At 75.7% G+C, this 8,870-nt stretch carries 8 protein-coding genes; 4 read left to right on the top strand and 4 right to left on the bottom strand.

Annotation, left to right across the window (positions count from 1 at the left end):
* On the bottom strand, window positions 1-523 hold a 523-nt coding region (locus E1289_RS07345; protein ID WP_207928840.1), incomplete at its 3' end, for a hypothetical protein.
* Window positions 524-1,161: 638 nt separating this feature from the next.
* Here E1289_RS07345 and E1289_RS07340 point away from each other — a divergent pair.
* A complete protein-coding gene (locus tag E1289_RS07340; protein ID WP_243712676.1) occupies window positions 1,162-2,616 on the top strand; it encodes a GAF domain-containing protein in 1,455 nt (484 codons plus the stop codon).
* Between the two features lie 36 nt (window positions 2,617-2,652).
* On the opposite strand, the gene E1289_RS07335 is transcribed toward E1289_RS07340, so the two are convergent.
* Entirely contained in the window at window positions 2,653-3,375 is a 723-nt protein-coding gene (locus tag E1289_RS07335; RefSeq protein ID WP_131976632.1) for a histidine phosphatase family protein, read from the bottom strand.
* Window positions 3,376-3,442: 67 nt separating this feature from the next.
* Here E1289_RS07335 and E1289_RS07330 point away from each other — a divergent pair, with 67 nt between their 5' ends.
* Both E1289_RS07330 and E1289_RS07325 read left to right on the top strand, forming a co-directional pair.
* Window positions 3,443-3,808: a hypothetical protein gene (locus E1289_RS07330; protein ID WP_131976630.1), complete on the top strand. Its 366-nt coding sequence runs from the start codon at window positions 3,443-3,445 to the stop codon at window positions 3,806-3,808.
* Window positions 3,809-3,992: 184 nt separating this feature from the next.
* Window positions 3,993-4,400 (top strand): hypothetical protein, encoded by a 408-nt coding sequence (locus E1289_RS07325; protein ID WP_131976646.1) that lies wholly within the window; start codon window positions 3,993-3,995, stop codon window positions 4,398-4,400.
* Between the two features lie 44 nt (window positions 4,401-4,444).
* Here E1289_RS07325 and E1289_RS07320 read toward each other — a convergent pair whose 3' ends face one another.
* Window positions 4,445-5,215: a nuclease-related domain-containing protein gene (locus tag E1289_RS07320; RefSeq protein WP_243712675.1), complete on the bottom strand. Its 771-nt coding sequence runs from the start codon at window positions 5,213-5,215 to the stop codon at window positions 4,445-4,447.
* A 310-nt stretch (window positions 5,216-5,525) separates the two neighbouring features.
* Between E1289_RS07320 and hrpB the strand changes: the two genes are divergently transcribed.
* Window positions 5,526-8,054: an ATP-dependent helicase HrpB gene (gene hrpB / locus E1289_RS07315; RefSeq protein WP_131976628.1), complete on the top strand. Its 2,529-nt coding sequence runs from the start codon at window positions 5,526-5,528 to the stop codon at window positions 8,052-8,054.
* Here hrpB and E1289_RS07310 read toward each other — a convergent pair.
* The gene (locus E1289_RS07310; RefSeq protein ID WP_131976626.1) at window positions 8,041-8,793 is read right to left on the bottom strand and encodes a TetR/AcrR family transcriptional regulator; all 753 of its coding nucleotides are present in this window, start codon (window positions 8,791-8,793) and stop codon (window positions 8,041-8,043) included. The two genes, hrpB and E1289_RS07310, sit on opposite strands and share 14 nt — an antisense overlap.
* Window positions 8,794-8,870 lie beyond the last annotated feature (77 nt).

Below are 8,870 nucleotides of genomic sequence, written 5' to 3'. Positions count from 1 at the left end.
GGGCGTCGGACGGGGGCTCGGCGGGGCGCAGCGCCATCCGGGCGCGCACCGCGTCGAGGTCGTCGCCGAACCGGGCCATGGTGGCCTGGAGGTCGCGCCACAGGCCGGTCCGCTGCTCCAGCTGTGCGATCCTCGCGCGCAGGTCGCCGATGCGGCGCTCGGCCGCCGCCAGCCGGGTGCCGTGCACGGCGCTGTCGCGGCCGGTGCGGATCAGGCTGGTCGCGACGGCGGCCACGTCGCGCTCGTTGTCGTCCATCCGCTCGTCGATGCGCGGGAGCAGCCGGTCGTTGAGCTGGCCGACCAGCGAGTCGAGCTCGGCGCGCAGCGCACGCAGCTCGGCGTCCTGGTCCCGGACTGCCTGCTCCAGGAGCGTGACACGCTCAAGGTAGGAGGGCAGCAGGCGCCAGGCCTCCGCCGACCGTTCCAGATCCCGCCCGAGTCTGGCGAGGAGGCTCGCGCCCTCGCGCAGCTGGCGCTCCGCCTCGGCGGCGGCGCGGCGGACGAGACCCGGGATCACGGTCATGGCGCTCCCTCCAGGAACCGCTCGAATATGCCTCCCTAAACCCTAGGCGAAAAGCACCTGAACATTGTGTGAACCAGGGCGTTCATCGGGTCGTCCGCGCGTGTTTTCGGGCGACCGCCGGGCGTGTCGGGTGCGGCGGCGTCCCGCTGCACGTGCACAGGCCCCGCCGCACGATGAGCCAGGCTCGTTCGGCGGTGTAGTCGGCCCGGCTCAGTGCCGGGCGGACGCGGTGACAGGTCAGGCAGAGCATGCTTCGTTCGTCCTCCCGTAAGGCCGGTGGCCCGCCGTTCCGCACGCTTCCCCCCGGACGCGTGCGGAACGGCGGAACCCACAGGCCGACCCGTCGGCTTCCGGCGCGGGCCACGGTACGCATCCCGGGGTTGCATGCACGTTGCGATGATTCGGTCACGCACGGTGGTTGATTCGGGTTGGCGGGATACCCGGAATCGGTTGCGCCGCCCCCCGCCGTTCGCCGATCCTCGGACGGGCCGGGGTCCGGCCCGGGGAAGGGATCGAACCGTCTCATCCGGCGAGGTCGCCAGAGCCCTGTGCGTCGCAAGCCGTCCGCCGGGTGCCGGCCGTGCGGTCCCGTCGACAACGAAGAGGGTTCACCCATGGTGGCGCGAAAACCTGTGGCCGTGCGGCCGCCGATCTCCGAGTCGTGGCGGCGCTCCCGGGACGCCGGCGTCGACGCGGCGGTGGCGGCGGCGCCGCTGGTGTTCGACCGGGACGCGCTCGCCGACGCCCGCGGCGCCCACCCCCTCGAACGGCACCTGCCGATGCTGGAGGGGCTGCTGCGGCGCGTCGCCGACGAGACCGAGCACCTCATGGTGATCACCGACGGCGCGGGGCACGTGCTGTGGATGCAGGGCCCGCCCGCCGCGCGGCGCGACGCCGAGGCGATCGGGCTGGCCGAGGGGTTCCGGTGGTCGGAGGACGCCGTCGGCACCAACGGCATCGGCACCGCGCTGGCGTCCGGGCGGCCCGAGTACGTGTACGCCTCCGAGCACCTCGCGCAAGTCCTGCACCGCTGGTCGTGCGCGGGCGCCCCGATCACCCATCCCGACTCGGGACGGGTGATCGGCTGTGTCGACGTCAGCGCGACCGCGCGGGCCCTGCATCCGGCGACGGTCGCGCTCGTCGCCGCCGCCGCGCGGCTCGCCGAGTCGCGGCTGGAGAACGAGATGCGGCAGCGGGACGAGCGGCTGCGCGAGCGGCTCCTGCCGTACCTCCGGGGGCTGCGGGACGCGGGCGTGCTCGTCACCGCCACCGGCCGGATCCTCGCGGCCCCGGCCGGCCCGTACCCGGAGAACTGGCGGGGGCGGCGCGTCGGCGTCCCCGAGCCGGGACGGGCGCTCACGCTGCCCGACGGACGGACCGCCGTCGCCGAACCGCTCGGCGAGGCGTTCCTGCTGCGCCCGCAGGTCACGCGGGGGCGGCCGGGGGCGCGCCCGCCGTCCCGCGGCCGATCCCCGGCCGGGGACGCGGCGGCGCGATTCCCCGCCGGTGAGGGGCCGCTGCTGACGCTGTCGTTCCTCGGCGAGGACCGCCCGTACGCGCATCTGGACGGACGCCCGGTCCAGCCGGCGCTGCGGCATGCCGAGATCCTCGCCGCGCTCGCCCTGCATCCCCGGGGGCTGACCGGGGACGGGCTGGCGCTGTGCCTGTACGGAGAGGACGGCAGCCCCGCGTCCGTCCGGCCCGAGATCCACCGGCTCCGCCAGCAGCTCGGCGGCATCGTCCGGGCCCGCCCCTACCGGCTCGGGTGCGCGGTCGAGGCCGACTTCCTCACCGTGCGGCGGATGCTGGACGAGGGCGACGTCACCGGGGCCGTGCGCCTGTACACCGGCGAGCTGCTGCCCCGGTCCGACGCGCCCGCCATCCGCGCCGAACGCGACGAGCTGGCGGTGCGGGTGCGGCGGCTGGCGCTCGACCGGGGCGGCGCCGACGCGCTGTGGACCTACGCCCAGACCGAGCCCGGCCGCGCCGACCTGGAGGTGCTGGAGCGGCTCCGCGCCGTGCTGCCGCCGGGCGATCCGCGGCTGGCCGCGGTCGCCTCGCGCCGCGAACGCCTCCTCGACGGCGAGGCGTAGCGGCCGTGATCCGGCCGCCGCGGGGCGGCGTGCGGGTCAGGCGCCCTCGTCGACCAGGTGGGTGCGGTCGTTGTAGGACACGGCCCGCAGGCTCGCGCCGTTCCGCCGCCACCGGGTCACCGAGGCGTTGGCGATCGACTCCTTCTCGATCTCCATGATCTCCTGCTCGGTCAGCTCCTCCACCAGGTAGCGGGTCATCACCACGATCGCGTCGTGCGCGACGACCAGCACCCGCCCGCCGGGGGCCGCCGCCGCCAGGTCGCGGTAGAAGCTGCGCAGCCGCAGCGCCAGGTCGGCCCACGACTCCCCGCCGGGCGGCCGGTAGTAGAACTTGCCGAGGTGCCGCAGCCGCTCGGCCTCCTCGGGGAACCGCCGCTCGACACCGGCGCCGGTGAGGCCCTGCAGGACGCCCTGCTCGCGGTCGCGGAGCCGCTCGTCCACCTTCGGCCGCAGCCCCTCCGGATCCCGCGGGGCGGCGTAGGACGTCTGGGCGAGCGCGATCTTCGCGGTGTCCAGGGCGCGGACGTAGGGGGAGGAGACGACCAGCGTCGGGCGCTCGTCCTCGGGGAGCGCGGCGAGCCAGCGGCCGAAACTCGCCGCCTGGGCGCGGCCGGTGTCCGACAGGGGGATGTCGGCGTCCCGCTCGGGGATGCCGACCTCCTCGGCGTCGGTGCCCGCCACGGCCTGGTAGGCGAGGTTGCCCGTGCTCTCGCCGTGCCGGGTCATGGTCAGCCAGTGCAGCGCGTCCACGCCCGCCATGCTGCCATGCCCCCGGGGCGGCGGGCGCGGTTCCGCGGTCCTCTACGCGCGGTAGTACTCTCGTGCCGTGACGAACGGCCTCACCGTAGTGATCATCGTGGCGGCGGTGCTCACCGCCGGCTACGCGCTGGTGGCGGCGCTGCGCAACCGGGCGATGGACCTGGGGCAGCTGATCTCGCTCGGCGTGCTGGAGCTCCTGCTGGTGGCGCAGGCCGTCGTCGGGTTCGTCAAGCTGGCGGGGGACGAGGGGCCCGCGAGCTCGGCCACCTTCGTCGGCTACCTGCTCGCCAGCCTGCTGATCCCGCTCGCGGGCGCCGGATGGGGGCTGCTGGAGCGCACCCGCTGGGGCTCCGGCGTGATCGTCATCGCCGGGCTGGGCGTCGCCGTCATGATCGTCCGATTGGACCAGTTGTGGAGCGGAACCGGTGGCTGACCCCGACCCGCGCGGCCCCGCCCGCCCCGACTCAGACCGGCCCGACTCAGGCCGGCCCGACTCGGAGGGGCTGGAGCCCCGCGAGCGGCCCGGCGGGGCCCGTGCGGGCGGCGGCGCCCGCGCCGGCGCCGGCGCCCGCACGGGCGGCGCCGCCCGTCCCGGGACCGCCGGCGGGCCGGGCCGGGTGCTGGTCGCCGTCTACGGGATCTTCGCGCTCGCGGCCGGTGCGCGCGCGGGTGTGCAGATCGCCACCAGGTTCGCCGAGGCGCCGCTGGCCTACTCCCTGTCGGCGTTCGCCGCGGCCGTCTATGTCGTGGCGACGGTCGCGCTGGGCCTCGGCGGCCGGACGTCGTTCCGGGTCGCCGTCGCCGCCTGCGCCACGGAACTGGCGGGCGTGCTGATCGTGGGGACGCTCAGCCTCGCCGACTCCGCGGCGTTCCCCGACGAGACCGTCTGGTCCGCCTACGGGCGCGGTTACGGGTTCGTCCCGCTGGTGCTCCCGATCGTGGGCCTGCTGTGGTTGCGCCGCACCGCCCGCAAGGGTGGCGGGCCCGAAACGGGCGGTGGGCGCCCTGTGGGCGGCGGCGTGTGAGCCCTCCGGCCACAGGTGTCCGGTGTCCGCGGGGTGCGGGGTGATCACGCGGCGGCCGCCGGGGGCGTGCTGCGCCCGCCGATGGGGAGCGCGCGGACGGCGGCCCTGGTGATCGACTCGACCTCGTCGGGGGAGTAGTCGGCGGTGGGGTTGCGGCTCATCCAGCGGAGCAGCTTCAGCGGCGGCGCGAACACGATCCCGTCGGCGGCGAAGGGCGACCTGGCGATCTTGCCGCCGTGCACGGCCAGCACCGGCGTCACCTTCACCGGCACCTCCGAGACCCGCGAGATCAGCTCGGCGGCGGCGTCGGCCCGCGCGGTCAGCCCGCGGACCAGCGCGGACTGGGTGCGGCCGTCGATGAACAGCCGGCCGCCGTGCCGGGAGATCTCCGCGTCCGGATGCCACGCCTCGTTGTGCACCAGCCAGACGCCGCCCGGCCCGAACACCAGCTGGTCGGCCTGCCCGTGCCCGGGGACCGTCCGCTCGTACAGCACGCGGTGGCCGCGCCGTTCCAGGGTGTAGCGCAGCAGCCGGTTCATCCGCTGCTCGCCGCGCAGCCCGCGGCGCCACACGCTGGCCGCGTGGTAAACGCGCCAATGGACGTACGCGTCCGCGGACGCCACCAGAACCGCCATCAGGATTCCGAAAACGGCGTTGACGAGCAGCCCGCACAGTATGAGCGTCGCCGCCGCCAGAATTGCGCGGGTCCGCAGTCTGCCCTTTCGGCCGCGCTGCCAGAGGTCCTCGTATACCGCCTGTGGCGAACCACCGGTGAACGCGGCGCGGTCCCTCAGGTAGATGGAGCTGCCGATCATGAGACCCTCCCAACACCCTGCGATGACGGCTTCATTATGGGGATGGGGACGGCATTGTCGCCACACTTCGCAAGGTGACGTTCCTCAAACGGAAAAGCAAGTGACGGTGCAGAGAGTATTGCCTACCTCCTATTCTCCGGTGGTTGGACCAGCGATTCCTGGGGAGAACTCCTGCAGTGCCGCTATGAATGGCTGAAAGGCACGGTGCAACTTCCATCGCAACGCTCGGAGCCTTTTTCATTCTGGTCGCTTTTCCGGCACGGGTGATTACCGAACGCACCGCGCGTCCCGGTGCGGGCACACTTGTCGGATGCACATCAGCGACGCCGAGGGCCTACCCGTCCGGGACGCCGTCCCGGCGCTGCGCACGGCACTGGACGAGCGCGGCGCGGCCGTGCTGGCGGCGCCGCCCGGCACCGGGAAGACGACCCTGGTCCCGCTCGCGCTCGCCGGGCTCGCCCTCGGCGGCCCGCCGGGGGCGGGGAAGGTCCTCGTCCTGGAACCGCGCCGCCTCGCCGCCCGCGCCGCGGCCCGCCGCATGGCGTGGCTCCTCGGCGAGCGGGTCGGCGGACGGGTCGGCCTCACCGTCCGCGGTGAGAGCCGCCCCGGCACGCGCGTCGACGTCGTCACGACCGGCGTCGTGCTGCAGCGCCTCCAGGCGGACCCGGAGCTCGCCGACGTCGGCACGGTCATCCTGGACGAGTGCCACGAGCGGCACCTGGACGCCGACACCGCGCTGGCGTTCCTGCTGGACGTCCGCGCGGCGCTGCGCCCCGACCTGCGCCTGGTCGCCGCGTCCGCCACCGCCGACACCGGCCCCTGGGCGCGCCTCCTCGGGGACGCCCCCGTGGTGGAGACCGCGGCCGCGCTCCATCCCGTCGAGACGGTCTGGTCGCCGCCGCCGCGCCCCGTCGTGCCGCCCCACGGCATGCGGGTCGACCCGGCGCTCCTCGGGCACGTCGCCGCGACGGTGCGCCGCGCCCTGGCGGAGCGGGACGGCGACGTCCTGTGCTTCCTGCCCGGTGTCGGGGAGATCGCCCGCGTCGCGGGGATGATCGGCGACGTCCCGGCCGAGGTCCTGCAGGTGCACGGGCAGGCGCCTCCGGCGGTGCAGGACGCGGTCCTCGCCCCGGCCGGGCGCCGCCGCGTCGTCCTCGCCACCTCCGTCGCCGAGTCGAGCCTCACCGTCCCCGGCGTCCGGACGGTGGTGGACAGCGGCCTCGCCCGCGAGCCCCGGACCGACCACGCCCGCGGCCTCGGCGCCCTGGCGACCGTCCGCGCGTCCCGCGCCACCGCCGGGCAGCGGGCGGGACGCGCCGGACGCGAGGCGCCCGGGACCGTCTACCGCTGCTGGACCGAGGCCGAGCACGAGCGCCTGCCCGCCCGGCCCCGCCCCGAGATTGAGCTGGCCGACCTCACCGGCTTCGCGCTCCAGATCGCCTGCTGGGGGGACCCCGGCGCGAGCGGCCTGGCCCTGCTCGACCCGCCGCCGCCCGCCGCCCTGGACGCCGCCCGTGCCGTCCTGCGCGCCCTCGGTGCGATGGAGGACGGCGGCGTCACCGGCGGCGTCACCGGTAGGGGCCGCGCCCTCGCCCGGATCGGGCTGCACCCCCGCCTGGCCCGCGCCCTGGTCGACGGCGCCCCGGAGGTCGGCTCCCGCGCCGCCGCCGAGATCGTGGCCCTCCTGTCCGAGCCTCCGCCGCGCTCCGCGGGCGACGACCTCACCGCCGCCTGGCGCGCCCTCCGCCGTCCGGGCCGGCCCGCCGACGCCCACGCCGCCCGCTGGCGCGACGAGGTCCGCCGCCTCCGCCGGGCGGCGCACGCCGGCGGATCGGCCGGGGAGGCGGCCCCGGACACCTGGGCGCGGCAGGGGGACGACGCCGTGGCCGGGGTCGTGGTGGCGCTGGCGTTCCCGGAGCGGGTGGCGCGGGCGCGGCGGGGGAGCGGCCACCTGATGGCGTCCGGGACGGGCGCGGTGCTCGCCGACGGCTCGGCGCTGGCCGGGGCGCGGCCGGAATGGCTGGCGATCGCGGCGGCCGACCGGCCGTCCGGGGCGGCGTCGGCGCGGGTGCGGCAGGCCGTGGTGATCGACGAGGAGGTGGCCCGGTTCGCGGCGGCGCCGCTGCTGGCGACCGCCGAGGAGATCGCCTGGCGCGACGGGGACGTGGTGGCGCGGCGGGTCGAGCGGCTCGGCGCGATCGAGCTGGCCGCGGCACCGCTGCGGGACCCCGACCCGGAGCGGGTGCGCGCGGCGCTGCTGGACGGCCTGCGCGCCGAGGGGCTCGGCCTGCTGAACTGGACGGGGGCGGCCACCGCACTGCGGGAGCGCCTGGCGTTCCTCCATGAGGCGCTGGGCGACCCGTGGCCGGCCGTGGACGACGCGGCGCTGCTCGACCTCGTCCCGCAATGGCTGGCGGGTGCGCGGCGGCGCGCCGACCTGAAGCGGGTCGACGTGGCGGCGATGCTGCGCGGCCTGCCGCCCTGGGACCAGGCGAAGCGGCTCGACGAGTACGCGCCCGAGCGCATCGAGGTCCCGTCCGGGTCCCGGATCCGGGTGGACTACTCGGGTGAGCGGCCCGTTCTCGCGGTGAAGCTGCAGGAGCTGTTCGGGTGGGACGCGGCGCCGCGACTGGCCGGCGGGCGGGTACCGCTGGTCGTGCACCTGCTGTCGCCGGCGGGCCGTCCCGCGGCGGTCACCGCGGACCTCGCGTCGTTCTGGCGCGAGGGCTACCGGGCGGTGCGGGCCGAGCTGCGCGGCCGCTACCCCAGGCACCCCTGGCCCGAGGACCCGGCGCGGGCCCTCCCGACGAAGCGGACCAAGCGGGCTAGCGGGACCTGATCAGCACCTCGATGCCGTCCAGGACGCGGGCCAGGCCGAACTCGAAGGCGCGGGCCGGCGCGACGGCGGCCTGGTACTCCTGCCCGGCGGCGGTGCCGACGCGCGTGCCGACGGGATAGTCCGCCTCGTTCACGAACCGGTCGAGGACGGGTGCGCTGGCCTCCCACCACTGCTCGTCGCTGATGCCGGTGCGGCGCTCGGCCTCGGCGGCGTTGACCGAGGTGCGGGCGGCGCTCTCGGCGAACCCGGTGACCAGCGCGACGACCGAGTCCATCTCCAGGTCGGTGAGGCCGAGGCCGTCCACGGCGCGCAGCTCGTACTCGTACTTCCCGATCGTGTTCGGGCCCATCGGCGGGCGGGTCATGGTGATCTGCAGCAGCCAGGGATGGCGGTGGAACAGGTCCCAGTTGTCGCGGGCGATGTGCTCCAGCCGGGCCCGCCAGGAGTCGTGCTCCGGCGGTGTGAGCTCGCCGAACGCGCGGTCCACCATCACGTCGATCAGCTCGGCCTTGCCCGGGACGTAGGTGTAGATCGACATCGGGGACACGCCCAGCGCGTCGGCGATGCGCCGCATCGACAGGGCGTCCAGGCCCGCGGCGTCGGCCACCTCGATCGCCGTCCGGACGATCTCCTCGGCGGTCAGCCGGGGCTTCGGGCCGCGGCGCGGGCGCTCCCTGACCCCCCAGAGGAGCTCCAGGCTGCGCCGCGGATCGCCGGCCCCGCTGTACTCGGTCGTCACGGTTCCGATCCTCTCAGGGATGAAACTCTGTACTGCGTACGTTATATTGGCCGAGATGGAAACTCCGTATGCCGTAC

The sequence above is a fragment of the Actinomadura sp. 6K520 genome (genome assembly GCF_004349245.1).
Taxonomy (GTDB): Bacteria; Actinomycetota; Actinomycetes; order Streptosporangiales; family Streptosporangiaceae; genus Spirillospora.
Note: the sequence above shows the minus strand (reverse complement) of the source record. Positions and strands in the feature narration are given on the sequence as shown.

Coding starts and splice junctions, on each gene's coding strand:
- E1289_RS07335 (WP_131976632.1), bottom strand. CDS start 3,375: ATGGCGGGCGTGGACGCGCTGCACTGGCTGACCATGACCCGGCACGGC.
- E1289_RS07320 (WP_243712675.1), bottom strand. CDS start 5,215: ATGATCGGCAGCTCCATCTACCTGAGGGACCGCGCCGCGTTCACCGGT.
- hrpB (WP_131976628.1), top strand. CDS start 5,526: ATGCACATCAGCGACGCCGAGGGCCTACCCGTCCGGGACGCCGTCCCG.